The sequence below is a fragment of the Desulfitobacterium elongatum genome, from assembly GCF_055378975.1.
Genome location: NZ_AP038772.1, coordinates 2,327,328 through 2,350,441 on the forward strand (window position 1 = coordinate 2,327,328; position 23,114 = coordinate 2,350,441).

Genomic DNA, 23,114 nt, shown 5'->3' on the forward strand with positions numbered 1-23,114 from the left:
TTCCACATAGCTATGCAATCTGTCTTCGTAGTATGTTTAAATCTTTACCTAAAGGGTGACGAGTTCCACATAAGATAGTTTCAATTAAAAGCAGACTCCTTTGAAGGGAGTCTGCTTTTAATTGAAACTATTCAGGTTTTGAAGATTAACGTTGGCGGAATACTTTTAGATAAGAGTCGGCATATATGCTCTTATTGAGGAGAATCTGACCAGTGGCAGCCACATCTACTAAGTCATCATCATTTGCATCCATTATAGCCGCATCAAGTCCGCAGGCCATTGCCATTGCGAGGTAGGTCCGATTGATGAGATGGCGGTCAGGAGATTTTTGAGATACATTTGAAAGCCCGAGTACAGTTCGAGGTGCTGGATTCGAAAGGGTCTTAACCATACGAATGGACTCGAGAACCTCAGGCGCATGTTCTTGAGCGACATTGCATGGGAGAATCAACGGATCGATGAAGAGATCTTCCATGGGTAAGCCAAACTCATCGGCAGCGGCTACTAATTCCATGGCAAAGGCGATCCTATTTTCGGCATCCTTGGGGATCCCTTTTTTATCCATGGTTAGACCGATGAGCGCGGCATTATGTGCAACAGCCATTGGGAAGACGCGTTCAATTTTGTTACGTTCAGCGGGGACGGAATTTATCATGGCTGGACGTTTAACAAGTTTTAAGCCAGCTTCAATCGCATCATAGTTCGTGGAATCTAAGCAAAGAGGTAGGTCTGATACTTCTTGGATTACTTTGACCATCCACTCATAAGCATCTGGGCGCTCATCTGTTGGGACAGCTGGTCCAGAATTTACATCGAGATAATGTGCTCCACCTTCTTGTTGTTTGAGAGCCCAATATTGTAGAGGTTTTGGATCTTTACTTCGGAGGGCGTCTCCGATATCCTTAAACATTCCATTAATACGTTCACCAATAATAATCAAATGCCCCACGTCCTTTTCTTTTATTTGGCAAGATTGCCTTTAAAACTTGATGGATAAAGGGTAAGGGTTGAAGCTTCTATACATTTGCTTCCATGAGGTCAGAGATATTCTGTTGAATAAGTTTGACTGCGGAAGGATTCCTCATACAGAGTATGCTTGCACCGACTTGAAGGCAGGCAGTTGCTGTTAAGGTCTCCCAAAGAATAGCGCGTTCCTGAAGATCTCCCCAACCGGGGAACTCATCAGAAGAAGCATTCGCTTCTTTGGCACGGTTTGCCTCATATCCAACAGTACAAATCATTGGCATCGAAAGCATCTTATCATTGGCTAAGGCGCCTAAGCGTGCACGTTCCATGATAGAGTAAGCATATTCAATTCCATAACCTAAGCCACCAATCATGGGGTCAATGACAATACGGTTGAGAGGCAATCCCATTTCACTGATAAGGATGTTCAATTGTTTACAGATGTTTATATCCAAGGGAGAACGGGCAATCAGGTTGTGCTTATGAACCATGGCAGCTGCGGCAATTGACTTGTAATTGTCTTGCTCTGCAAGGCCGATCAATAGATTTTCACCGGCGGAAGCTTCAGCGACTGCAGCCAGCACTTCATTATCTTTCTCTGGATCCTCGCAGCCAACGACAATTACGGGAACTCCTACGGCTGACAGAACCTCTTTAACCACTTTTGCACAATCCTCTGGACTACGATTCTCGCCTTCTGGATTAGCTCCAATCAATTTAAGGTAAATCAAGTCAGCATCGTATTCTTCGACACATTTCTTTGCCCAAGCAGCAGGGTCACCCAGCACATCCCCGAACTGGCTATTGACAATATCATTCCATGGTGGAACAACATCTGTAACTTCCATAGCGATCATCGCACGGTTTTCAACTTTTCCCTCAAAATGAAGGAAGGGTAAAGTTCCATCCCCTCCGACTTTAATAACGGAGGTACGGGTACCTCCTTGTTCAGGAGAAGCCCCGATTACAACCTCTCCAACTCTACTTTGATATCTTTCTTTTACGAGAGCTACGGCCATTTGAACCTCTCTCCTCTCTGGATTTGATTTTAATTTATTTAATTCGTTCCAGGATTTTTTGGACGGCTTGAACAGCAATGGAGTCTTCAGGGAGATCATAAAGCGCTTGTCCTGCTAAGTCTTGCTTCGTGACAGCGGGATCCAAGGGGATATCCCCTATCAGTTTTAAACCCGTTTTTTCGATTTCCTCACGAAGCGTGTCTAAGCTATCTTCTGTAGTTTTCGTAACCACGAGATAGACCTCCCCAACTACGGAACGCAAACCCTTAATCAGGTCGTTTACTCTACCCGCTGAACGAATACCTCGAGCAGATGAATCACTGATGACAAACATAGTATCAATACGAGGTATCGTTCGTCGGCTGATATGTTCGAGACCAGCTTCCGTATCCACAGCCACAAAATCGTAGTTATCTCCAAGTGTTTCAAGATACTTGCGTAGTAGATCATTGGGATAGCAGTAACAACCTGGACCTTGTGGTCCGCCCATGACAAGTAAATCGATATCTTGAGACTCAATCAAGGATTGTTGGAGTTTATATTCCACGAACACATCTTTGGGCATACCCGTTGGGATTGCTTTTGGATTCTTAGTCTCTTCTAAAAGTTCGGAAATTGTGGCTGTGACTTCAAGTCCGAGTGCTTCATTCAGGTTGGCATTCGGATCAGCATCCACTGCAAGGATGGAAATCCCCTTCTGGCTTTTCACCATTTGTCGGAGCATTAGAGCGGTGAATGTAGTTTTCCCAACTCCTCCTTTACCCGCAACTGCTATATACTTTGCCATGATACGTCCCTCCAATGCTTCACTTTGTCCGGGGGCTAACCGCCACTAAGACAAAAGTATTCTTTATCCTTCTACAGATGGAAATAGAGATAGATCAGTATGTGGTAGGAACAAAGCAGAGACAAACTCGTCCATAAAAGTAGTTCCAATCGACAATTCTACATAGGTCATTTTTCTTGCAAGTTCCGTGGCTTCACTCCAAGCTCTTTGCGAAAGCAAAGCAAGTCGTGCACCCTTAACAGAAGAGTTTCCGATAAATTCAAATTTCTCTGGAGGAAGATCAGGAAGTAAGCCGATTTGAACTGAGTCATGAACATTAAGGTAGTTACCGAACCCACCGGCTATGACTATCTTGTCGATCTGGTCAACCTCCATAGCCACCATCTGAAGTAAGGAACGAATACCTGCGTAAATAGCACCTTTTGCGCGAATTAGATTTTTGACATCGTTCTCTGTAATCACGATGTCCTTTTCCCCACCAGACTGGTAAGCCCATGCTAAGACAAACTCTTTGTCATCTGGTGTCATCCGTATCCTCTGGGAACCTGAGGGATGCTCCAATTGGAAGTTCCCCGCTCGGTCGATGATTCCTGCGTTGCGAAGTTTAGCAAGGCAGTCGACAAGTCCCGAACCACAGATTCCAATGGGAAGAATTCGTCCGATAACTTTTAGAGAAACATCCAACGATTCTGAATCGATGTCCACACGTTCGATTGCTCCAGGCATTGCCCTCATTCCGAACTGAATTCCGCCTCCCTCAAAGCAGGGGCCAGCTGAACATGCACAAGAAACGAGCCAATCTTGGTTCCCAAGGACAATCTCCCCATTAGTTCCGATGTCAATGAAAAGGACGACTTCCTCGGAATGTGCCATATCTGTTGCTAGTGCACCCGAGACAATATCCCCTCCGACGTAACTGGCCACAGAGGAATAGGTGTGAACCAGGGCTTCCGGAAGTAGCGCAAGTCCAATCTCTCGGGCAGGAATAGACGGAGTTGAATTGACAGTTGGGATATAGGGTTCGAGTCGAATATAGCGAGGATCAATTCCCAGAAAAAGCTGAGACATAGTCGTATTCCCGGCAACCATCGCCGCACCACAATCTTCTTTTGCAAGATTTTGGCGCTTCAATATGGCTAGTGTCAATTCATTGATCGTACCTATCACAGCTTGATGAATTTCTTCAAGATTTTCTGAACTTTCTACGGCATATACAATGCGTGAAATGACGTCGTCCCCATATTGAGCTTGTTTGTTGTAGGTGCCCTGCTTGTCTAGTACTTCCCCAGTTTCAAGATTGACTAAATAGACTACGATAGTTGTCGTACCGATATCGACGGCTAAACCATAAGCTGGACGATCATTACCAGGCTCTACACGAATTACTGTGTAACCCGTATCAAGGTCTGTTAGAGTTATGGATACATCCCAATGAGCAAGCCGTAAAGTCTCAGGTAAAGTGCGTAATACCGATAAGGGAATATGCAAGGGTTTATCCATGGGTAAAACCCTCCTCAGTTCAAGAGACAAACGCGCCCAGTCACTAGCATTATCTATAAGAGTTGGCTCGGCACATTGCAGCCTAACTTTTCGTGACAAGGGATGGCGCCCATAGAGAGTTAACAAATCCTTCTCGGATTCCTGTACTAAACCTTGGTTGGCGTTTCCCAAGAGGACCTGATGTTCTTGAAGTCGGGACTCAGGTGGAACTTCAACGGTAAGATTTCCTTGAACGAAAGTATGACAACTCAACCGTACTCCTCGCGCAAGCTGTTCTGGGGATAAATTCCCAGTTCCTACAACCTCAGCATCCCCTGAGAGTATTGTGACTTTACAAGCACCACAGGTTCCTTTTCCTCCACAGCTTGATTTTATGAAGATGCCCGCCAGTAAAGCCGCTTTGAGCAGGGAGGTTCCTTGCTCGACTTCGATTACTCGGTTCTCTGGTATAAATCTGACTTGGTTTTGAGCCATGCGGTTCTTCCCTCCCCCTCTTTGTGTATCCAACTCCCATTGAGAAGAATTTTTCCTTCATTTTTTATGTGAATAAAGATTATTCGGCTTACAACGTACGGGTGAAAGGAACGATGCCACTGGATTCGCGTGGTCCAACCACGACTTTCCAACCCGATTTCTCCTGAAGTTTACCTGATATAACGGCAACATAACCTGGGATAATCAAATTACGATGGCTGACTTTATCTGCGACCCCACAAGCAGCCAAAGCATCTGCGATTTTCTCTGGTTCAAATTTACCGGCTGCATAAGCGGTAAGAACGGAAGTGCCGTCCGTATCAATAGGGAGAATATAGCTAGGAACTTTGCTTGCTTCGACTTCCCCTTCTACACTGTAATAGGTCAAGGAGAAGTTGGTTGTAATGTAGACGGGTGAACTCTCATTAACGTCTCCTACCGTATGTAGAATTGGCTCGACTTGAATTGGCTTTTGTGGGTCAGTATAGAGGTTTTGGCGCAAAGTCATAAGCGGGAGCAATTGAGCTTTAGACGATGCTTTGAGAACAACTGCACTGGCGTATTTAGAGACATAAACTGAAGCCTCAGCAATTTCAGCAAGTGGCTCACTTTTACCAGTGAAGGCAATCACCGGATAACCGAATGGACGGAATTTCTTTTTAATCGATAAGCGACGTAGATGAGTTAAATTGGCGAGAGTTTGACTTGTACTCCGTGAACCAGGGTCAAGGACAAACTCTTTATATCCAAGTTTTTGCGCCTTCTCCACTAAATCATTAAGTGCATCTAATCCCTCAGCTTTGAGGATGACGGGAACGCTTTGCTCCTTGGCGAGGTTCACGACATCTTCAAAATTTGCTGCAGTTGCTGAACCAATCAAGGGTTTACGGGAAGCAACCGCAGGAACAGCTGCTTTAAGTGCTTCCGTGTTCTCGCTCAATAAGAGTAACGAGCGGTCTGTCAAGTTAGCCACTTGATTTACAACTTTCGCGAAACAATTAGGGTCACCAGATTCCTCTATAATAGCGACTCCGTCAATCGAGTAGTGAAGACCAACACGATCAAACTCTAGATCGTTAATCTCTTGGAGTTTAGCTTGAATTCCCTCCTCACTTAGTGTATCCGCTACCTGAATGATTAGAGTTGTGGGATGATAGAAGGTTTTATCATGACGAAATAAGACGGTTTCATCGCCAAGAATCGACTCACTGCCAAACTTGATTGCTTTAATCGGAGGAGCAGATGCAGAATCTAAAGCTTCCCGGGCTGCATCGGTGACATACGGGCAGGCATCTAAAGCACCTTTACCTGAAGCGAGAGCCATAGCGAATGCCAGACAGGTTGGGGTACCGCACTCACCACAGTTTTTCTTGGGGAGTTGTTTATAAATTTCTAATCCTGTTAAACCCATGACTGTGACCCCTTTCATACGTAATCTGTTCCTGAAGGCAGAGCGTAATACTGCCCTACCTTCAGAGTTTTTAAAAATAAAATTTACATAAGTGATTCTAAACTAAAGCACGGATGTCCATTTTCCTCAAGGAACGGTATAATTTCTTCTACTGCGGTGCCGACTGTTTCATCTGCAATCTTATCGATAAAGTCTTCTCCAAGACCTTCTTCAACTGCGCGACGTACTAAATCTTCACGTAAGAAATCTTTAAGTTCCTTCGGCATCCAGACGATCCTGGAGATTCCGCCATCTGCAGGGATGAATTTCTTACTGACAAGATAGGTACGGCCAATTCCCATGAAGCCCGGAGTCTGTAATCCTCCACCGACTGTTCCAGCAAGGGTAGAGAACGTCATACCACATGGCGTCATCCCACTATGCTCACGTGTGGTAATCATCAGGCCATTTGCCTCAGGTACAATTGCCATAATCGCTTCGAAACAACCACAGGAAGTCATGGGTCTATCCATTAAGGTATAGAGGTTAACTTCATCTAATGTGTTATTTGATGCAGGTCTGAGATAATCGTTACAGCTTTGCCACATTCCTTTAAATTCATCGATTGCTGGGCCTTTCGGAATAGGTTGATTAGGACCAGTCGGGGTAATTTCGAAGGCGGCTTTAGCATCAAGCCAGCTCACTGCACCGCATAATCCAACACGTTCTGGGGTAACGATGCAAACATGGTTCGGAGCGAAGGATTGACAGAGTAGGCAAGAATAAAACTCATCAACCGATTCGTCAGTTAAGCTCTTCAGTCGAGCATCACGTGCACGGTAACGTTCACGTGCTTTAATAATGTTTTCCTCAACTGCAGCTTGATCTGTGTAAATCGTGACTTGAACTCGGTCTACAATAGCCGGGAATTCTTGCTTGAACTTTGCAAGAAGGAGTTCCCCGATATGTTTCAGCAAGAAGCCCTTCGCCCGAGCATCTTTGGAAATGCGAACCCAGCAGAGGTCACGTTGGGCGACATGCCAGATGCCTTCACCATAGTTCGTGAAGTAGTGAATCCGACGCTCAAGAACTCCCTCAAAGTCTTCCTGCATTTTTCGACCGTAGATATCAATCATCATTCCAAGAGGAAGTCTGCTTCCTTCTGGAATACTATCAATTTCTGGTCCGATGACAGTGACTTTTCCGTCTTCAACTTCATCCGGTCCGACCATACGAACAAGCTCAAAGCCTGTTGTCCGTCCGCCGCCAAATTCTACGAAGGTATCTCCTTTTCGGATCGTCTCTCCTTCAAAGGCTGGTCCGAAGTTTACGGGAATTGGGATCTCGATATTCGTTAATTTAATGCCTCGTACTTCTAAAGCAAGAGGGACAATCTTTTCATAATCAGGTTCGGAGATATACCAATCGGGAATCTGCATATCTTCCCCAAGTTCCTGGTCAGTAAGGATGGGGAAACCCATGAAAATAGCTCCCATTTCAGCAGCAACTTTTACATCGTCTAGTTCGCCTAAATGTAGAACGAAAGCCCGGACACGACGTCGTTGGTAGTCACGGTGTTGTTCTCTTTCCCCTGCCGGTATTCCACCAAAAGCAAGTCCAGCACGGAAAGCGTAGTTGACAGCGTGAATGACTTGGGTGAAGTTTCCTAGCGGGAAGGCAATATAATCTTCACCGATTTTTACGTTTTCTTCGAGAAGTTGTTCAATGATCTCATCACATAAGAAGAGCATAAAGCCTTTCCCCATGAGGTTATCAACAATTTTCTTAGCAGCTTTGGAATCTTGAGCACGGCCTAAAATGACGGCTACACCAGGAATAGTCCAGTCTACCATCTTGATCCCGTGTTTTCGAACGATAGGATCACCTAGGAAGCCGGTCCACGGTGCAACCTTCGGCTCATCTCCTTGCAGATAGTGTATTGTCTCGATAATCTCTGCGGCATACAGGACAGACTCACCCCAAAGACGTGCGTTTTCAAAGGTTAAATCTGTCTTTACTTGATTCCGCATCCGATTTAGAATGGGGACCAACTGCCCTAGGGTGGTTACCTTTTCTCCTGAGAGACAGGTAATGACCGGAAGGTGGTAAGCCGTATCTGGATAGCCTACACTTTGCTGATTACCATAATCCTTAATCGCGCGATTGAGCAAGATTTCTGCATAGGACATGGCGGTAATTGTTCCATCGTAAGCCTTGCGCAGTAGCTTTTTAGGCTCTTTTGCAGGGTCTTTAATGGCATCTTGATAAATTTGTTCCATGGACATAAAACTTTCCTCCTTTCCTTACCACCCTTGAGCGATGGGGGTATCAAATTTCTCAGCGGCCTGTTTATGAACACGTAATTTCCAACTCCGATATTCAAGAGCATCCAAAATCTTTTTAGCGGCTACTTGTTCATCCACTTCGAAGATGAAATTCCCTCCAAAAACGTCGTGTGCAATCTGAGTTGCTATTCCATAGATGAGATCACTACCCTCAAGGTAGGGCATTGTACCAACATGGGTAGGAATTCCCATCGTGACACAATAAGCACCAATAGCAACGGCTTTTTCGTGCATCGCCTCTGGGGCAGAAGCAGCAAACGGAACTTTAGGGACATCGACACCAAGTTCCTTTGCCATGGCCATTACCAGATCCATGCCACGGCTATTATCGACACATGCACCGATATGGAAGACGAGCGGTAATTTGGTCGTAAGTTGCGGGTTAGCCTCCTCAAGAGTCTTCAAAAAGCTCTTAAGTCCTTCCCCTGCATACGTTTCGACTGCTTCTGGATTCATGAAGCCCATTTTAGCAAAGGCTCCTGCCGAGCACCCCGTTGCAACAACTAATACATCATTCTTTACGAGTTCCTTCAAAATTGCGACATGGGACTCGTCCTGTTGACGTTTTAAGTTGTTACACCCTGCCATTTGAACGACTCCTTTGAGCTGGCCGTTCAGTATCGCATCGGTAAGAACAGATATCGGACGATCAGGATTCACTTTAGAGAAAATTTCAGTCATTGTTTCTACGCTGAACCCAGCAACAAGATTGTTACGTTCGCCCGAGATTGAGATTTTTCTAGGATCCCGATTCTTATAGGCTTCGATTGCAATCCTAACTAGTTTTTTCGCATCTTCCTTCGCACTTTCGGAGTTAAAGGCCAAGTGCTGTGCCCCAGGAATCTTCATAATAGCTTCAGTAGTGACAACTTTGGTATGATAACAATCAGCAATTTGCTGTACAGAAGGGAAGATACATTGGATATCAACAACCATCGCATCGAGAGCGCCTGTGAGTATTGCCATTTCCTGCGATGCGGAGGATGTTGCTAAGTAAACCCCTTCACGCATGAGAAGCTCGTTACCCGTACAACAGATTCCGACGATATTGACTCCCTCTGCCCCAGCTTTATTTGCTTCACTTTTCATTTCACGAGCAGCGGCTACGACCATTTCGGAGAGAACAGGGTTATGCCCATGGACCGCGATATTAACCATCTTTTCATTGATAACCCCAAGATTGGCTTCGGAAACAATAGGTTCAGGAATCCCAAATAGAACATCACTAAGCGTGGTTCCGATATACTCGCCACACAAATCTGCCAAAGCGCCCTTTAAGCCACCAAAAATTATATTTACAGGATCGGCATCAACGCCTTGGGCGGTTTGAGCTATGAGCTCAGTGACTGTACCATCGATAGAACGCGGCATAACATTAGTATGCTTAAATTTATTGCGGCGTTGCTCCGTTAAGAAGGAGTTGAGGAAAGCCGCCGGCTCGTCTTTGTATCTCCCAAAATCCTCATAAGCAAGTTTGGTGACGTCTAGGAGAATGTCTTTATCTTCTCGATTTAACGTTTCAATTCCAAGTTTGGCAGCTAGTTTATGAAGCTTAGCTGGAGATTTTATTTCGTAGTCTGAAGCATGACCCTCCGCAAGCTCATAAGCTGTATGAAGTACATGCCTAGCATGTTCAGAGTGTGAAGCTGTCCCTCCAGCGATCATACGGACAAGATTCCTCGAGACAATGGTATATGCTGTAGCTCCACAAATTCCTTTGCTCGCAGGCCCCTCCTCCGCTTTTACTCGGCAAGGTCCAGCCAGGCAAATACGACAGCAAATTCCTTTATAACCAAAGCCACATTGTGGCTGTTGGGCAACAAAACGGTCGAAAACTGTTTCAATCTTCATGTCTTGCGCTACCTTATACATCTCTAAGGCACCTGGATCAGTTGTGCGCAAGGGGTTTTTAGGTTCGAGCACACGCGGCGCATTTGAGGGTCGGGCGGTGTGTGTCAAATCCCGATATCTTGGCATAGTTTAACCTCCTCTTTTTAAATGTTCCTTCTTAAAAGGGTACTTTTCAAAACCTAGTGGACCTTTTTAGATCGTTTTATTTATCTCTCCTTCCTTAATAAGCTTCTATAGATAGTTTCTAGCTGAGAACCTGGTGCACCATTTGGAAAGGTTGGGTCTTCTGTATTAACCGACATCTCAAGAAGTTCTTCACTAAAGTGTATCCAACCTAGTAATTCATTTTCTGTAAATTGCCCTTTGAGAAATTCAACTTCCTTTTGGGAACGTATTTTGTTACCCACTACAGCAATTTGCGGAATACCCAACTCTCGGGCAAGCTTTTGAATCACACGAACAGTTTGGGCGCTTACTGTACTGGCTTCCGTAATAATCACTAAGACATCTACTCCCTGAGCAGTTCCTCGTGTGAGTTGTTCAATTCCTGCTCCCATATCCAAGATGACCGTATCTTCTTCCCCGAGGATCAAGGAATTAACTAATGCATGCAAAAAACTATTTTCTTTGCAATAGCATGATGTACCGCCACCTTTAATATTTCCCATGCGAAAAAATCGAATAGGTCCCACCATGAGGGAATAGTCATCAAGGATATCATCTACTTGAGGGTTCAAAGGATAAAATGCTCCCCCGCCCCCCATGCGTTGCTCGATGAGTTCTTTCATATCTACTATCGGCTTTAATTCAGCCAATACTGTTTCGGGAATTCCCAAAACAGTACCTAAGCTGGCATCTGGATCTGCATCCACAGCCAATACGTGCAGACCTTGATCGGAAAGCCAGTAGGCTAAATTAGCTGCAAAAGTAGTTTTTCCAACGCCTCCCTTTCCAGAAATAGCAATTTTCATCGGTTTCAACTCCTATCATGAATTTGTTGTAATGATGAGCAGAATTTCACAACTAACATATAATCCTTGATCGCTACTTTATATATGAAAATGTACTTTTTATGTCTATTCTCTATCAATTTCGTAAATCCTGCAAAGATTCTGAAAATTATATAATTTCCCTCAATGGTATTTTTTTGAAGGGGAACGGTAGTTTATTGATGTTTTGTATTCGCTACTTTTTTCACATATTCCTTCTCGGTTAAAACATATTAATAAATTTAAATATTTTTAATAATAAAATAATATGAATATAATGAATTTATATTTAATTCTGCATAAAAAACTACTCGGTTCATTGCGCTTTTTGAACCGAGTAGTCATGCTTTTCATAGTAAAATAAATTTAAAAATAAATAGATTTTAGGGGGTCTCAGATGGACCGCGTTGTTGATCTGGCTCTAAGGCATTGGTGACCCATTCTACATCAACAAGTGAGGAAACTGAGATCTCTTCATCTGACCGATTGGAGTCGTCTATTTCGGATCTTATTGGGATATCGGTTGTGTTTCTGGAATAGGTTGCGCCTACTCCCAATAGGATACTACGCGGGATTTTTAGCATATTAAAACACCTCCGTGGAAATAATCCCATTGCTATCATCCCACGGTTCAATTTTGATATTCAGTTTATGAGAGGTAATTTTATCCGACGGCAAACGGCCACTAAGAGCACTTATTTTTCTTTTGAAATTTTATGACTTCTTTGACTTCTTTGACTATGGGAAGATCAGCCGGGGCGAAATCGAGTTCTTGTAAATTCTGTATAGGAACCCACTGAATCTGATGATGGACTTTGCTTTGAGGCTCTCCACTTTTGAGTTGAGCTAAATATGTATGTAAACGAATTGGCACTGGGGATTGATTGTATTCAGTTGTCATGAAATGAGCTGTAACCTCAATATCTAGACCAAGTTCCTCTTGTATCTCCCTTCTTAATGCAGCCTCAGGAGATTCATTGGCTTCAATCTTCCCTCCTGGGAATTCCCACTTAAAAGCTAGTCGATCGTTTTCAGAGCGCTGAGCAACAAGAACCTTTTCATCTTGAATTAAAACGAGTGCGACGACATCAAGAAACGAAACGGTATGCATAGAATCTCACCTCAAAAAGAATTCTTAGACTAGCGGCCAAGGGTGATAAGAGAGCCCAAGAGCCCCTGGTCCAACGTGAGTCGCTATAACAGGCCCTGCTTCAAATACGCGAATATCATGTCCAGGAAAATCCTTGCTGAGTTTTTCGGCAATAGCAGATGCTTCTTCTGGTATTCCGACATGGAAAACAGCAATACGATGAGGATTTCCCGATAACAGTGCCCGCTCCAGTTCTGAAAAGACTCTTTGCCAAGCGCGACCCTTGGATCGTACTTTTTCAAAAACGTCAATTACCCCTTTAGAATTAAAATATAGGATAGGTTTAATTTGAAGTAAGGTACCAAAAAGGGCAGCTGCTCCACCGATTCGCCCTCCACGCTGCAAGTACTCCAGGGTATCAACGATAAAGTAAAGCTCTATTTTTTCCTTAAGGAGTGGAAGCTGGCTCATGATTTCCGATGCACGTAGTCCTTGTTTAGCCCAATCCCCTGCTGCCCAAGCCATAAGGCCTAACCCTAAGGCAGAAGAACCGGAATCAAAAAGGTGAATTTTCGATTCCAGAATTAAATCTTTAGCCATTTGGGCTGACGATAGTGTACCACTAATATTCTGTGATAAATGGATACTTATAATTTCTTCATATCCAGAGGAAATTAAGTCTTGATAAACTTCTAAAAAACTACCTACCGATGGTTGAGAGGTTGTGGAGCTACCTGAAATCTTGGAGAGTTTATAGAACAGATCTTTATTTGATAATTCAACTTCTGGAAAGGTTTCTTCTCCGATATTCACATTCAATGTTACAATTCGGATATCACTCGCTTCGAGGATATCAGGAGTTAAGTAACCCGTAGAATCCATGACTACAGCGGTCTTTCTCAATTGTTCTCCCCCGCTCTTCCTTTAGATCACAAAGGGTTTATTGCCCCTTTTTTGACCTCTTTGTTTTTATCTTTAGGTATATATTATCTTTAGGTATATATTAAGTATAGATTCTTCAGCTTAGTATATCTGAAAAGGTATATCCTAGCAAGAAACACCCAAGATAAAGTGTGCTTGACAGTTTAGGTGCATTTTGCTATAGTAATAGTCGTTCGGCAAACGGGGCGTAGCGCAGTTTGGTAGCGTGCTTGGTTCGGGACCAAGAGGCCGCAGGTTCGAATCCTGTCGCCCCGACCATTGACCTAATGTAATTTGAACGTGTCATCCTTCATTTAGTGAATGGAAGGCACGTTTTTTGAATATGCATTATAATTTTGAAGGGGTGAGACAATGTTAGAAGGTACTAAAACCTTCCTTCGTCCGCTTGAAGCAGAGGATATTCCAATGTTTCAGCGATGGTATAACAATCAGGAGGTGAATTATTGGGCGAACGCAGGCTGGCCTCTTAGCACTATGTTGAGTGAAGAAGAAATTGAAGAGCGCTTCTTTGTTCCGCAACGTGACAGCAGACGATTTACTATATTAAATGAAAATAAGGAACCTATTGGAACGACAGGGTTTAGAGACATGAATATTCCAGCGCGCTCAGCAGTTCTCTTCATTATAGTAGGGGAAAAAGAATATTGGAATCATGGTTATGGCACGGATGCACTCAAAGTCCTCGTTGATTATCTCTTTTTGCAATGGAATTTACATCGTCTAAGTCTAGACACTTGGGATGGAAATCAACGAGCTTTAAAAGCTTATTCAAAACTGGGCTTCAAAACCGAAGGGCGTTTGCGACAAGCTCGCTTTGTTATGGGGGAATATCGGGACGCAATTATCATGGCACTTCTTCGTGACGAATACCTTGCGAAATCCTAGATAAGACAACTTGCTGCAGGTGGGGTATTAACTCGAGGGGTTGAATTCAATCGACAATTGGAGTATTATATAGAAAATTGCATTGCTAAGCATAATCTGTTTTCCTCACGTAAAATTGAATAAAGCCTCTGGGGATAGGTGAAATTCCTTACCGGCGGTAAAGCCCGCGAGCCTTAAGGCAGATCCGGAGTATTTCCGGAGCCGACAGTAAAGTCTGGATGAGAAGAGGAAAAAATATTTGCGCTTTTTGCGCTTTTATTTGATGTGAATTTATGGTTACCCCAGAGAAGTTTTATTCTCTGGGGTTTTTTATATTTGATTGTGGGAAACTAAAAATCAAGCTTGAAAAGCGGCAGGTGAATATAGTGTTTCAAACCGATAAGACTTTTCCATTCAACGAATTAGATAATCAGTATATGCGACATGCTTTGGATTTGGCAGCTCAAGCTGCAGGACGGACAAGTCCAAATCCAATGGTAGGGTGCGTACTTGTTCGGAATGAAGAGATCATAGGAGAAGGATTTCATCAAAAGGCAGGTACACCGCACGCAGAGGTACATGCATTAAGAGCAGCTGAAGGCAAGACTCAAGGAGCTACTGCTTATGTCACATTAGAACCTTGTTCGCACTTTGGGAGGACCCCACCCTGCGCCGATGCTCTGATTAAAGCAGGCATTCAACGTGTTGTCGTTGCGATGGTCGATCCGAATCCCCTTGTTCGTGGGCAAGGAATCGCTCGGTTGCTTGAGTCAGGAATTCAGGTTGATATTGGGCTTATGGAGGCGGAAGCCAAAGAGCTCAATCGTGGATTTCTTAAAGCAATACAAACAGGTCTTCCCTATGTGTTCTACAAATCAGCTTTAACTCTCGATGGGAAGATTGCTTCAGAAACTGGGGACTCAAAATGGGTTACCAATGAGGCCTCACGAGCGTATGTACATAGATTGCGGAATCAAGTCGATGTGATTATGGTGGGAAGTAAAACAGTAATCCAGGATAATCCAGCGCTGACCAGTCGCATTCCAGGTGGTCGTGATCCTGTACGTGTGATCATCGATGGAGAATTACGGATCCCTCTTGAATCTGCAATTTTCTCTCCTTCATCATCAGCTCCCTGTATAATTGCGACTTCCCTCTCTGCTCCAGACGAAAAATTAAATTTGCTCAAGGCTTTTCCAAATGTAGAAATTTGGAGATATAAAACGCCTCGCAAGATTCCTTTAGAGAACGTTTTACAAGACTTGGTCCTTCGGGGTTGGAATAGTGTCTTACTAGAAGGCGGGGGTGGTTTAGCTGGAGCACTGCTTCAAGCACAGCTGATTGATGAACTTGAATTTTTTTATGCTCCGAAGCTGATTGGAGGCAAAGGCCCCTCTCCCCTATCCGGTCTCCAAATTGGTCTGATGTCTGAAGCCATCCCATTGGAAATCTTAGAAGTAGATTTAACAACTGGAGATCTTAGGGTACGCGCCAAAGTGAGGTATTCGAATGGCTCCGACGATAAGAGAGGTGATTAAATGTTTACTGGAATCGTTGAAGAATTAGGAAAAGTGGCTGACCTAAAGATCCTTCCTGATTCTGCTCAGCTTACTCTCGAGGGTCCAAAAGTTCTCGAAGGAACTCAGATTGGAGATAGTATCTCTGTCAATGGAGTATGTTTAACAGTCGTTAAACTTCATGGAAACTTATTTACGGTAGATGTGATGGCGGAGACCCTCAACAAGACGAATCTTAAACAATGCAGCCGTGGAAGTCGGGTTAATTTGGAGCGAGCCCTTCAACTCTCCACTCGTCTCGGAGGTCACCTCGTAAGTGGACATGTGGATGGAGTTGGGACAATTCAACGCATTACTCCGGTAGGAATAGCCAGGGTCTTCGAGTTAAAAACTTCCTCTTCCCTCCTAAAGTATGTATTGCCTAAAGGCTCTATTGCCATTGACGGAATCTCGCTCACTGTCGTTGATATTATGGCACAAGGCTTTTCCGTATCCTTGATTCCCCATACTCGGCAAGAAACGACCTTGGGCTTCAAAGGGGTAGGCGACACGGTAAACCTGGAAACGGATCTGATTGGGAAATACGTGGCCCAATTTTTGGAGAAGACTGAAGAACCAAAGAAAGATTTATCCATGAGTTTTTTATCAGAACATGGATTTTTAGGTTAGACTATTTTGATGATTGGAGTGAAAATGGATGAAATTCAACACTATTGATGAAGCAATCGAAGATATCCGACTAGGTAAAATGATCGTCGTCGTTGACGATGAGGATCGTGAAAATGAAGGTGACTTGCTTATGGCGGCTGAAAAAGTAACGCCTGAAGCCATCAATTTCATGGCGACGTATGGCCGTGGATTGATTTGCGTACCCATGACAGCTAAAAGAATTCAAGCCCTGAATTTAGAGCCTATGGTAACAAACAATACAGATCCTCATGGTACAGCGTTCACTGTAAGTGTGGATGGTGTCATGAGCACCACTGGAATTTCTGCTCATGAACGAGCAGCTACTGTTAAAATTTTGATGAACCCTGAGAGTCGGCCTGAGGATTTGCATCGCCCAGGGCATATCTTCCCACTAAAAGCCCGTGAAGGCGGAGTTCTAGTTCGGGCAGGCCACACGGAAGGCGCTGTTGATTTGGCCCGATTGGCAGGTTTGGAACCCGCTGGAGTAATCTGTGAGATAATGAATGAAGATGGAACAATGGCAAGGGTTCCGAACTTGATGGAGTTTGTCGAAAAGCATAAGTTAAAATTTATTACCATTAAGGACTTAATTCATTATAGAAGACAAAGAGAAAAGTTAGTTGAAAAAGTTGAAAGTATCCACCTCCCTACCGACTTTGGTGATTTCCGAGCAGTAGGCTATCGAAGCTTACTCGATGGTGAGGAACATCTTGCCTTAGTAAAAGGTGAGGTTGATGATGGGGAGCCGGTCCTTGTTCGTGTCCACTCAGAATGCTTGACAGGTGATGTTTTTCATTCTCGTCGTTGTGATTGCGGGGACCAACTTTCAGCAGCACTAGAAAAAATTGAACAAGAAGGCCGTGGCGTACTCCTTTATATGCGTCAAGAGGGTCGGGGGATTGGACTCTTAAATAAACTCAGGGCCTATAAGCTGCAGGAAGAAGGTAAAGATACGGTTGAAGCGAATCTAGCTTTAGGATTTCCGGCTGATCTTAGGGACTATGGTGTGGGGGCTCAAATCCTCGTCGATTTAGGAATTACGAAAGTCAATCTCATGACCAATAATCCACGTAAGATCGTTGGTCTCGAAGGGTATGGGCTAGAGGTTCACGAACGAGTACCGATGGAAATGTCTGCCAAACCGGAAAATGAACGTTATCTATCAACGAAGAAACTGAAACTGGGTCATTATTTATCCGGTGTTCGGTAACTTTCACTTTGTAGTAAGGTTTGCTGTTACCGTCGGATAGATTGTGTTCTAGCAATAAATTAAATAGTATTTGCATTTGAAAGGAAAGATGAATGATGATGACGTATGAAGGTAAATTAGTTGCAGAAGGATTAAAGTTTGGAATTGTAGTTGCGCGTTTTAATGAATTCATTACAAATAAACTCGTAGGAGGAGCTCTTGATGCTCTTCGTCGTCACGGTGCTTCAGAAGAAGATGTTGAGATTGCCTGGGTACCGGGTGCTTTTGAGATTCCCTTGGTAGCACAAAAAATGGCTGAAACGAATAAATACGACGCAGTAATCTGCCTTGGAGCCGTCATCCGTGGTGCGACACCGCATTTCGATTTCGTAAGTGCTGAGGTAAGTAAAGGTGTTGCTCATGTTGGGCTAGTAACTAAGCTCCCTGTAGTTTTTGGAGTTCTTACGACAGATACAATCGAACAAGCAATCGAACGCGCTGGATCTAAATCGGGTAATAAAGGCTTTGATGCTGCTATTACAGCTATTGAGACGGTCAATCTACTTAAACAATTTTAAGCCTTCAAGAACTAAAAAATGTTTGAGTGGAACATGATGGGATATAATCCATTAAATGTTCCTTGTCAAAAGACTACCTTTTCCTTAGACTTTTAAGGTGGATTGAAATCTTTTGATAAGGAGATGAGCGCTTGACTTCAAAAAATGTTTCCAATACAAATACTTCAACTCAGCTTGAAGCAGCGCGCTCAGGTAATCAGGACTCACTGAATTGGCTTATTGAGTTCTATGAGCCCGAAATTCGAAAAATTGCCTGTAAATACTTTTTACCCAGAGCAGAATATGAAGACTTGCTGCAAGAGGGTCGTATAGCAATATTTAAAGCAATTATGTCATACAACCCTAAATCACAAATCCCCTTTCTCCATTTCTTACGTATGGTCATTAAGCGGAAACTCATAGATAGCCTGAGAGCGCATAACCGACAGAAACACCTGAATCTTAATGATGCGTTCTCCTTAAACACCCCCTTGTCTGATGACCAGGATGAAAGCTTCATTAACACTATTTCGAATGTTGATAATCCCGAGACGACAATTATTGCTTTGGATGAAACTCGTTCCTTTTTAAAGGAACTCACCCGCGGCTTTTCAGACTTGGAACTTACTGTCTTTCGTTACCATTTTCTTATAGGGATGAAACAGCGAGAAGTAACTCAATATTTGGGCTTAAGCCCAAAATCTTTGGATAACGCGATACAAAGAATCCGTCGCAAAACCTTGGCTTTCCGCTCACGTCAAGTGGCCGGGTAAAGTCTATTAACTTAAGTAAGTATTTACTAAGGATTCAAAAAAAAGGAAGAGAATTGCTAGTGATAGCATTTCCCTTCCTTTTTTATGCCTATTAGACTTTCAATGAAACTCAGTTAGGCAATTCCGCCAGCTTTGCTAATGAGTTTACTAACTTTAGAATGTGCGTCAGTCGCTTCGTTTGCGAGTTTTAAGAAACGATCCCGTAGACCCGCATGATGAGCCCGTGTAGCCAGTGTCATATAGCCCATGGCAGCACTCGCTACATCTTTTTCATAATCATATAACATATCAAGATCTGAAAATGTATTCATTGCATTTTCCTCCTTATTTCAGATTGGTAAAACCGCTCCTAATATAACCCATGACATCTTCAAGTGCTTTTGCTTGATCTTTGAAAAAGGCCTTAATGGTTGGATCACTAGCTACTTCACTGTAGTGGTGGCACTTTTTCATTGCGACTTCATTTTCGATCAGGCTACGGGTGAGCATACCTTCATCTAATATTTTTTTGGTTTCGGCCTCATTTAGATTCATGTTTAATCTTCCCCCCTAAAATTTTTTTGCAACAAAATTTACATTTTAATAATGTGCAGAAAGTGCCTAATTTATACATTTACTTATTCGAAAAATTGATTTAAGAAGAGTTTAAGTCACATCGTTATAAAATGAAAACTTTTCTGAAGATATTTGGGGATAATTATTTACACTATGCGAAAAATCGCGAACGTGCTAAACTGAGAATATAGAATCTTCAAGAGGAAGGTGAAGGGATTTTGGAACTACCAAATTTTAAGCGCGTCATGAGAGGATACGATCCTGAGGAAGTGGATAAGGCTTGGGATGAATGCCATCGTAATTTAGCCGAGGCAAATGCATCAAATCGTGAACTTCGCCTCCAAATTAATAGCTTGCGTGAGCAGAATAACGAATGGGGTAACCGTTTGAAAGCCTATGAGAAGATGGAACTTGATTTACGGGATGCCCTTCTCAGTGCACAGCGCGTTGCAAATCAAGTGAGAGATGAGGCAGAACGTTCTGCTCAACAGGTCTTAGAAAACGCGAAAAGCGATGCAGAGGCTCTCATAACAGATACTCAGCTTCAACTTGAGAAGAAAGTCTTAGAGTTAGAAGAAACACTTTCGTTGAAAACAGAGTTGCTTAGTGAATTGGAAGGAAGAATCTCAGATCTAGCAACCCAGAAGGACGTTCTCGAAGCAGTTATGGAAAAAGCAGAACTACAATTCGAATTACTTCGAAATGTGTTAGAAGGTTAATTTGCCCGAAATGCAAAAAATCCCCTGAAACTCAAGTCTGGTTTCAGGGGATTTTTATTACTCTTGATGATGATCTAGTCTTTGTTATCATCACGTTCAAAGGTGAGACTTTCTTCAGTGGATGAGCTCAATAGTTCTTTGGCTTGAAGGATTAGTTGATTGGGGACATAGACATCTACCCCACTCATTAACCCATAAGATGCTTTAAGGTTGCCAATTCCAGGGTAGATCTTTCTAGCAGGGATGTTTTCTTGCTCAAGTAGACCGATAAGGATATCTGCCTCAATCTCTGTAGTCACACTGATCAGTAAATCCCACATCACTCTTCTCCCCTTTCCTCTTTACCTTTCCTTTTACCCAAAGACGTTAAATAGTAGCGTTTAATAAGACCGAAACCTAGGATAGACTTAGAACTTGATTCCGTACTCCTTCCAGCGCTGATTCACAAGTTTAACGGTTTCATCAAGTGGAATGACTTCTCCAGGATAATCAGGTTTCATACGAGCATCAATCAAGATCGGCCCATGGTAGATTATGCGATGATGGCGAAGTTCCGATTGAGCGTAGATGTCGTGGGCTGGATCAAAGCGAGTAAACACCTGCCAGAGAAAGCCTGCGGCGGTTGTAGCAAGATCCAGATCATCAACGAGAATAATCAGTGGCCACTCATTGAAAGATTCAAAATTCAAATCCTGAATTATGGATTCTGCCCATTCTGGTCTTTCTTCAAAGCGAGGGCCAGTGAGCATTAGACACCCCGGACAAAATACCTTAGCAGCATGAGTTCCTGAAGGAAGCTGGTTTTGCCCTTGGGTGTACTCGCTTGGTAAGTTTCGTTTTCGTTCTCCTAATCCAAGCATAACTGCTTTACTACCGTGGTTGAGGCGCCGCCCGGTGTAATCGAGTGTATCCATCGAAGTTTCATGAAAAATAACGAGGTCGCTTTCTGGTTCAAAACGGGCGAGCACGTTTTCGAGCAGCGTACGAAAATCCTTAAGATCCAAGGGAACATCAGTAAGTAACAGAAACTTTGTTAAGCTAAGCTGTCCTTGCCCAAGGATTGCGAAGGCAGTCGATAAAGCTTCCCGATGGTAGCTTTCACGAACTATAGCTGAAGCAAGGGCATGGAAACCGGTTTCTCCATAGGTCCAGAGGGATCTCACTCCTGGCATTACGAGGGGAAACAGTGGAGAAAGTAAGGATTGCATATACTCCCCGACGAAGTAGTCCTCCTGCCGCGGTTTCCCTACTACTGTGGCCGGATAAATCGCATCTTTCCGATGATACACTGTATGAATATTAAAGACCGGAAAGTCGTGCTTCCAGGAGTAATAACCGTAATGATCTCCAAACGGTCCTTCAGGTTTCCGGATATGAGCAGGGACAATCCCGCAGAAAGCAAATTCAGCCTCTGAAACTAAGGGGTGGGGATGATCGGAGACAGAAGTTCTAGGGAGTTTTTCTCCCATGAGAAAGGAGGTAAATAAAAGCTCAGGTAGCATTTCTGGCAAGGGTGCAATTGCAGATAGAGTTAGCGCTGGCGGGCCGCCCAAGAATAATGTGGTTGGTAAATCCTGCCCTCTTTGCTCCGCTTCAAAGTAATGAAAGCCTCCTCCCTTTTGAATTTGCCAGTGAATTCCGGTTTGTTTCGGTCCGTGAATCTGGATTCGATACATGCCCAGGTTGTGCTGATGGGTATCAGGATGCTCAGTATAGACGAGTGGTAAAGTTACAAAGGGGCCACCATCCTCTGGCCATGTCGTCAGTGCTGGTAGTTTTCGAAGATCAAAATCGTTTGCTTTAACTTCAAGGACAGGTGCCCGTCCTGATTTTGCAGAGTTTAATCCTACTTTCGTCAGGGATAATAGCCAATCTCTTTCTTGCCAAAGAACAGAAGGCTTAGGTGGGAGAAGGCGATCTAGAGCAGCAATTGCACGTCTGACAGTTTCTTCTGGTTTCGGTCCGATCGCTAGATCAACTCGATCACGAGTACCAAAAAGATTCGTAACGACCGGAAAGGGACTATCTTTTACCCGCTTGAAGAGTAGGGCTGGTCCTTCTTCCTCAATAACACGACGATGGATTTCCGCTAATTCAAGATAGGGATCAACCTCAGTGTCGATTTCTATTAGGAGTTTTTCTTTGCGTAATGTCTCTAGAAATGCACGTAAATTCTTATGCATGTATTAGGTTCAACCTCACTGTCTTTGCTTTTATTCTATGTTAATCGAGAAAGTTTGAGTAACACACGCTCTGTGAGCTGCTTATAGTTTTCCCGAATTTCACTAAGTTCATCAGTAGTTAAGGCATCAGTGTGTACGCCTGCCGTTATGACAACCGGTTGACAGACGACTCGAGCCAGCAGCTCTGCTAGAGGGCTAGCAAGCTCAATATCTTTATGCTTAGGGACAGGGATAAGGTAACAATCACTACTCCATCCTTCACCGGTCAAGCTTGGTCTAGGAACAGCTAAGGCTACTCCACCAACATGGGGCTCCTCCCCCCCTATTAGTAAACCATGCAAGCCAGCACCAGTATCCCAAAGGGATAGTGAAAGATAACAACGACCTTCTCCGCTGTGAAAAGACCACGATGGATTTTTTTGAACATTATTATGAGTTGCTTGTGAAGTGTTATTCATTAGATACCTCATTACAATTTATGCTTATCTCATTTCCACAGTTGCCGTATCGGATATTATCATTTTTCTTTTTTATTTGATATAGCCCTATAGATAAATATACCCACTAACAAAATCCCAGTAATGGTTAGAGTTATTTTGGGATCCAAACGGTTGGAAAAGAAGACAAAGACCGCGACAATACCGAATATTATCAACTCTGATCTCTTGTTTTTCACTTACACACATCCTTCTATAGAGTGAGAGAAATTATACA

General features: G+C 43.5%; 23 protein-coding genes, 1 tRNA gene and 1 riboswitch. Of the genes, 8 read left to right on the forward strand and 16 right to left on the reverse strand.

Features of this window, described 5'->3' with window-relative positions:
• Positions 1–145 precede the first annotated feature (145 nt).
• The 11 genes from ACZ42W_RS10965 to ACZ42W_RS11015 all read right to left on the reverse strand — a co-directional run bounded on the left by ACZ42W_RS10965 (position 146) and on the right by ACZ42W_RS11015 (position 13,314).
• Positions 146–940 (reverse strand): methyltetrahydrofolate cobalamin methyltransferase, encoded by a 795-nt coding sequence (locus tag ACZ42W_RS10965; protein WP_464170750.1) that lies wholly within the window; start codon positions 938–940, stop codon positions 146–148.
• A 76-nt stretch (positions 941–1,016) separates the two neighbouring features.
• Complete coding sequence (locus tag ACZ42W_RS10970) at positions 1,017–1,985, reverse strand: acetyl-CoA decarbonylase/synthase complex subunit delta (protein WP_464170752.1); 969 nt, start codon at positions 1,983–1,985, stop codon at positions 1,017–1,019.
• Positions 1,986–2,019: 34 nt separating this feature from the next.
• A complete protein-coding gene (locus ACZ42W_RS10975; RefSeq protein WP_464170753.1) occupies positions 2,020–2,772 on the reverse strand; it encodes an ATP-binding protein in 753 nt (250 codons plus the stop codon).
• 63 nt (positions 2,773–2,835) lie between these two features.
• Positions 2,836–4,746, reverse strand: coding sequence for an ASKHA domain-containing protein (locus tag ACZ42W_RS10980; protein ID WP_464170755.1), 1,911 nt, complete (start codon positions 4,744–4,746; stop codon positions 2,836–2,838).
• An 88-nt stretch (positions 4,747–4,834) separates the two neighbouring features.
• A complete protein-coding gene (gene acsC, locus ACZ42W_RS10985; RefSeq protein ID WP_464170757.1) occupies positions 4,835–6,157 on the reverse strand; it encodes an acetyl-CoA decarbonylase/synthase complex subunit gamma in 1,323 nt (440 codons plus the stop codon).
• 83 nt (positions 6,158–6,240) lie between these two features.
• Positions 6,241–8,421, reverse strand: coding sequence for an acetyl-CoA decarbonylase/synthase complex subunit alpha/beta (acsB, locus tag ACZ42W_RS10990; protein ID WP_464170759.1), 2,181 nt, complete (start codon positions 8,419–8,421; stop codon positions 6,241–6,243).
• 18 nt (positions 8,422–8,439) lie between these two features.
• On the reverse strand, positions 8,440–10,458 hold the full coding sequence (cooS, locus tag ACZ42W_RS10995; protein WP_464170761.1) for an anaerobic carbon-monoxide dehydrogenase catalytic subunit: 2,019 nt from the start codon (positions 10,456–10,458) through the stop codon (positions 8,440–8,442).
• 80 nt (positions 10,459–10,538) lie between these two features.
• Positions 10,539–11,303 carry an ATP-binding protein gene (locus ACZ42W_RS11000; RefSeq protein ID WP_464170763.1) on the reverse strand — a complete coding sequence of 255 codons (765 nt, stop codon included), beginning with the start codon at positions 11,301–11,303 and terminating at the stop codon, positions 10,539–10,541.
• Positions 11,304–11,704: 401 nt separating this feature from the next.
• Entirely contained in the window at positions 11,705–11,905 is a 201-nt protein-coding gene (locus ACZ42W_RS11005; protein ID WP_464170765.1) for a hypothetical protein, read from the reverse strand.
• A 101-nt stretch (positions 11,906–12,006) separates the two neighbouring features.
• Positions 12,007–12,432, reverse strand: a complete 426-nt coding sequence (locus tag ACZ42W_RS11010) for a (deoxy)nucleoside triphosphate pyrophosphohydrolase (protein ID WP_464170766.1) — start codon at positions 12,430–12,432, stop codon at positions 12,007–12,009.
• A 24-nt stretch (positions 12,433–12,456) separates the two neighbouring features.
• Positions 12,457–13,314 carry a DegV family protein gene (locus ACZ42W_RS11015; RefSeq protein ID WP_464170767.1) on the reverse strand — a complete coding sequence of 286 codons (858 nt, stop codon included), beginning with the start codon at positions 13,312–13,314 and terminating at the stop codon, positions 12,457–12,459.
• Positions 13,315–13,534: 220 nt separating this feature from the next.
• Here ACZ42W_RS11015 and ACZ42W_RS11020 point away from each other — a divergent pair.
• From ACZ42W_RS11020 to ACZ42W_RS11050, 7 genes are all read left to right on the forward strand, one after another.
• Positions 13,535–13,611: transfer RNA gene (locus ACZ42W_RS11020), tRNA-Pro, on the forward strand.
• Between the two features lie 93 nt (positions 13,612–13,704).
• The gene (locus tag ACZ42W_RS11025; RefSeq protein ID WP_464170768.1) at positions 13,705–14,238 is read left to right on the forward strand and encodes a GNAT family N-acetyltransferase; all 534 of its coding nucleotides are present in this window, start codon (positions 13,705–13,707) and stop codon (positions 14,236–14,238) included.
• A 120-nt stretch (positions 14,239–14,358) separates the two neighbouring features.
• A riboswitch (FMN riboswitch) is annotated at positions 14,359–14,472 on the forward strand.
• Between the two features lie 182 nt (positions 14,473–14,654).
• The gene (gene ribD / locus ACZ42W_RS11030; RefSeq protein ID WP_464170965.1) at positions 14,655–15,755 is read left to right on the forward strand and encodes a bifunctional diaminohydroxyphosphoribosylaminopyrimidine deaminase/5-amino-6-(5-phosphoribosylamino)uracil reductase RibD; all 1,101 of its coding nucleotides are present in this window, start codon (positions 14,655–14,657) and stop codon (positions 15,753–15,755) included.
• The gene (locus ACZ42W_RS11035) at positions 15,756–16,403 is read left to right on the forward strand and encodes a riboflavin synthase (RefSeq protein ID WP_464170770.1); all 648 of its coding nucleotides are present in this window, start codon (positions 15,756–15,758) and stop codon (positions 16,401–16,403) included. It abuts the gene before it with no gap.
• A 28-nt stretch (positions 16,404–16,431) separates the two neighbouring features.
• Positions 16,432–17,634, forward strand: coding sequence for a bifunctional 3,4-dihydroxy-2-butanone-4-phosphate synthase/GTP cyclohydrolase II (locus tag ACZ42W_RS11040; RefSeq protein WP_464170772.1), 1,203 nt, complete (start codon positions 16,432–16,434; stop codon positions 17,632–17,634).
• Between the two features lie 95 nt (positions 17,635–17,729).
• A complete protein-coding gene (ribH, locus tag ACZ42W_RS11045; RefSeq protein WP_464170967.1) occupies positions 17,730–18,191 on the forward strand; it encodes a 6,7-dimethyl-8-ribityllumazine synthase in 462 nt (153 codons plus the stop codon).
• Positions 18,192–18,322: 131 nt separating this feature from the next.
• Positions 18,323–18,943 (forward strand): sigma-70 family RNA polymerase sigma factor, encoded by a 621-nt coding sequence (locus ACZ42W_RS11050; RefSeq protein WP_464170773.1) that lies wholly within the window; start codon positions 18,323–18,325, stop codon positions 18,941–18,943.
• Between the two features lie 113 nt (positions 18,944–19,056).
• Here ACZ42W_RS11050 and ACZ42W_RS11055 read toward each other — a convergent pair whose 3' ends face one another.
• Positions 19,057–19,254: a spore coat protein gene (locus ACZ42W_RS11055; RefSeq protein WP_464170774.1), complete on the reverse strand. Its 198-nt coding sequence runs from the start codon at positions 19,252–19,254 to the stop codon at positions 19,057–19,059.
• A 13-nt stretch (positions 19,255–19,267) separates the two neighbouring features.
• The gene (locus tag ACZ42W_RS11060) at positions 19,268–19,477 is read right to left on the reverse strand and encodes a hypothetical protein (protein WP_464170775.1); all 210 of its coding nucleotides are present in this window, start codon (positions 19,475–19,477) and stop codon (positions 19,268–19,270) included.
• A gap of 239 nt (positions 19,478–19,716) precedes the next feature.
• Here ACZ42W_RS11060 and ACZ42W_RS11065 point away from each other — a divergent pair, with 239 nt between their 5' ends.
• The gene (locus ACZ42W_RS11065) at positions 19,717–20,217 is read left to right on the forward strand and encodes a DivIVA domain-containing protein (protein WP_464170776.1); all 501 of its coding nucleotides are present in this window, start codon (positions 19,717–19,719) and stop codon (positions 20,215–20,217) included.
• 74 nt (positions 20,218–20,291) lie between these two features.
• On the opposite strand, the gene ACZ42W_RS11070 is transcribed toward ACZ42W_RS11065, so the two are convergent.
• From ACZ42W_RS11070 to lpdD, 3 genes are all read right to left on the reverse strand, one after another.
• Positions 20,292–20,537, reverse strand: a complete 246-nt coding sequence (locus ACZ42W_RS11070; RefSeq protein ID WP_464170777.1) for a putative signal transducing protein — start codon at positions 20,535–20,537, stop codon at positions 20,292–20,294.
• Between the two features lie 87 nt (positions 20,538–20,624).
• Positions 20,625–22,400 carry a UbiD family decarboxylase gene (locus tag ACZ42W_RS11075; protein WP_464170778.1) on the reverse strand — a complete coding sequence of 592 codons (1,776 nt, stop codon included), beginning with the start codon at positions 22,398–22,400 and terminating at the stop codon, positions 20,625–20,627.
• Between the two features lie 35 nt (positions 22,401–22,435).
• Positions 22,436–22,858 (reverse strand): prenylated flavin chaperone LpdD, encoded by a 423-nt coding sequence (lpdD, locus tag ACZ42W_RS11080; RefSeq protein ID WP_464170779.1) that lies wholly within the window; start codon positions 22,856–22,858, stop codon positions 22,436–22,438.
• Positions 22,859–23,114: the final 256 nt, after the last annotated feature.

Coding starts and splice junctions, on each gene's coding strand:
- ACZ42W_RS10970 (WP_464170752.1), bottom strand. CDS start 1,985: ATGGCCGTAGCTCTCGTAAAAGAAAGATATCAAAGTAGAGTTGGAGAG.
- ACZ42W_RS10975 (WP_464170753.1), bottom strand. CDS start 2,772: ATGGCAAAGTATATAGCAGTTGCGGGTAAAGGAGGAGTTGGGAAAACT.
- ACZ42W_RS10980 (WP_464170755.1), bottom strand. CDS start 4,746: ATGGCTCAAAACCAAGTCAGATTTATACCAGAGAACCGAGTAATCGAA.
- acsC (WP_464170757.1), bottom strand. CDS start 6,157: ATGGGTTTAACAGGATTAGAAATTTATAAACAACTCCCCAAGAAAAAC.
- acsB (WP_464170759.1), bottom strand. CDS start 8,421: ATGTCCATGGAACAAATTTATCAAGATGCCATTAAAGACCCTGCAAAA.
- cooS (WP_464170761.1), bottom strand. CDS start 10,458: ATGCCAAGATATCGGGATTTGACACACACCGCCCGACCCTCAAATGCG.
- ACZ42W_RS11000 (WP_464170763.1), bottom strand. CDS start 11,303: ATGAAAATTGCTATTTCTGGAAAGGGAGGCGTTGGAAAAACTACTTTT.
- ACZ42W_RS11005 (WP_464170765.1), bottom strand. CDS start 11,905: ATGCTAAAAATCCCGCGTAGTATCCTATTGGGAGTAGGCGCAACCTAT.
- ACZ42W_RS11010 (WP_464170766.1), bottom strand. CDS start 12,432: ATGCATACCGTTTCGTTTCTTGATGTCGTCGCACTCGTTTTAATTCAA.
- ACZ42W_RS11025 (WP_464170768.1), top strand. CDS start 13,705: ATGTTAGAAGGTACTAAAACCTTCCTTCGTCCGCTTGAAGCAGAGGAT.
- ribD (WP_464170965.1), top strand. CDS start 14,655: ATGCGACATGCTTTGGATTTGGCAGCTCAAGCTGCAGGACGGACAAGT.
- ACZ42W_RS11035 (WP_464170770.1), top strand. CDS start 15,756: ATGTTTACTGGAATCGTTGAAGAATTAGGAAAAGTGGCTGACCTAAAG.
- ACZ42W_RS11040 (WP_464170772.1), top strand. CDS start 16,432: ATGAAATTCAACACTATTGATGAAGCAATCGAAGATATCCGACTAGGT.
- ribH (WP_464170967.1), top strand. CDS start 17,730: ATGATGACGTATGAAGGTAAATTAGTTGCAGAAGGATTAAAGTTTGGA.
- ACZ42W_RS11055 (WP_464170774.1), bottom strand. CDS start 19,254: ATGAATACATTTTCAGATCTTGATATGTTATATGATTATGAAAAAGAT.
- ACZ42W_RS11060 (WP_464170775.1), bottom strand. CDS start 19,477: ATGAATCTAAATGAGGCCGAAACCAAAAAAATATTAGATGAAGGTATG.
- ACZ42W_RS11070 (WP_464170777.1), bottom strand. CDS start 20,537: ATGTGGGATTTACTGATCAGTGTGACTACAGAGATTGAGGCAGATATC.
- ACZ42W_RS11075 (WP_464170778.1), bottom strand. CDS start 22,400: ATGCATAAGAATTTACGTGCATTTCTAGAGACATTACGCAAAGAAAAA.
- lpdD (WP_464170779.1), bottom strand. CDS start 22,858: ATGAATAACACTTCACAAGCAACTCATAATAATGTTCAAAAAAATCCA.